The following is a 1349-nucleotide window of genomic DNA, read 5'->3' on the forward strand; positions in this document are numbered from 1 at the left end:
TCGCGGAACGTCTCGATGTTCGCGCCCAGCTGGTTCAGCCGCGTGGCGAGGTCCTCGTACCCGCGGTGGATGACGTACGTCGAGCGCAGCACGGACGGGCCCTTCGAGGCGAGCATGCACAGCAGGATCACCACGGCGGGGCGCAGGGCCGGAGGGCAGACGATCTCGGCGCCCGACCAGTGCGTCGGCCCCTCGACCAGCACGCGGTGCGGGTCGAGCAGCTTGACCTGACCGCCCAGCTTGTTGAGCTCGGTCAGGTAGATCGCGCGGTTCTCGTACACCCAGTCGTGCAGGAGCGTCTGCCCCTCGGCGACCGCAGCGATCGCGGCGAAGAACGGCAGGTTGTCGATGTTCAGCCCGGGGAACGGCATCGGGTGGATCTTGTCCAGCGGCGCCCTGAGGTCACTCTGGTGCGTCGTCAGGTCCACCAGACGCGTGTGGCCGTTCGCGGCGAAGTACTCCTCGGAGCGGTCGTAGAGGAAGCCCATCTCCTCCAGGGTGGCCAGCTCGATCTCGAGGAACTCGATCGGGACCCGCTTGATGGTGATCTCCGAGTTCGTCACGATCGCGGCCGTGAGCAGCGACATCGCCTCGATCGGGTCCTCCGACGGCGCGTAGTCGACGTCGACGTCGATCTCCGTGCGGCCTGTGACGCGCAAGGTGGTGCTGCCGATGCCCTCGACGGTCACACCGAGCTTCTGCAGGTAGAAGCACAGGTCCTGGACCATGTAGTTCGACGAGGCGTTGCGGATGACAGTCGTGCCCGGGTGCAGGGCGGCGGCCATCAGGGCGTTCTCGGTGACCGTGTCGCCGCGCTCGGTCAGGACGATGGGGCGCCCCGGAACCACGGAGGAGTCCACGGCAGCGTGGTACATGCCGTCGGTGGCTTGGACGTCCAGACCGAACGGCCTCAGCGCGGACATGTGCGGCTCCACCGTGCGCGTACCCAGGTTGCAACCGCCGGCGTACGGGAGGTCGAACTGCGGGACCCGGTGCAGGAGCGGGCCGAGGAACATGATCACCGAGCGGGTGCGCCGCGCGGCGGTCTCGTCGATGTTGGCGAGGTTGAGCTCGGCCGGCGGGATGATCTCGAGGTCGCCCTCGTCGCCCAGCCAGCGGGTCTGCACCCCCAGGGAGGTGAGGACCTCGAGCAGGCGGTTGACCTCCTCGATGCGGGCCACCTTGCGCAGCGTGGTGCGGCCCCGGTTGAGCAGGGAGGCGCACAGGAGCGCGACACCGGCGTTCTTGGAGGTCTTGACGTCGATGGTGCCGGCGAGCTTGGTGGGACCGTGGACCCGCAGGTGCGTCGGTCCGGGGGCGAGGCTGACGATCTCCTGGTCGAGCGCAGC

At 68.6% G+C, this 1349-nt stretch carries 1 protein-coding gene; it reads right to left on the reverse strand.

Annotated features, from left to right (window positions below; all coding sequences use genetic code 11):
* Nucleotides 1-1349 (reverse strand): UDP-N-acetylglucosamine 1-carboxyvinyltransferase (locus ACI379_RS01940; RefSeq protein ID WP_439790376.1); only part of this gene is annotated, 1349 nt, incomplete at both ends.

This window comes from Nocardioides sp., assembly GCF_051876515.1.
GTDB lineage: Bacteria > Actinomycetota > Actinomycetes > Propionibacteriales > Nocardioidaceae > Nocardioides.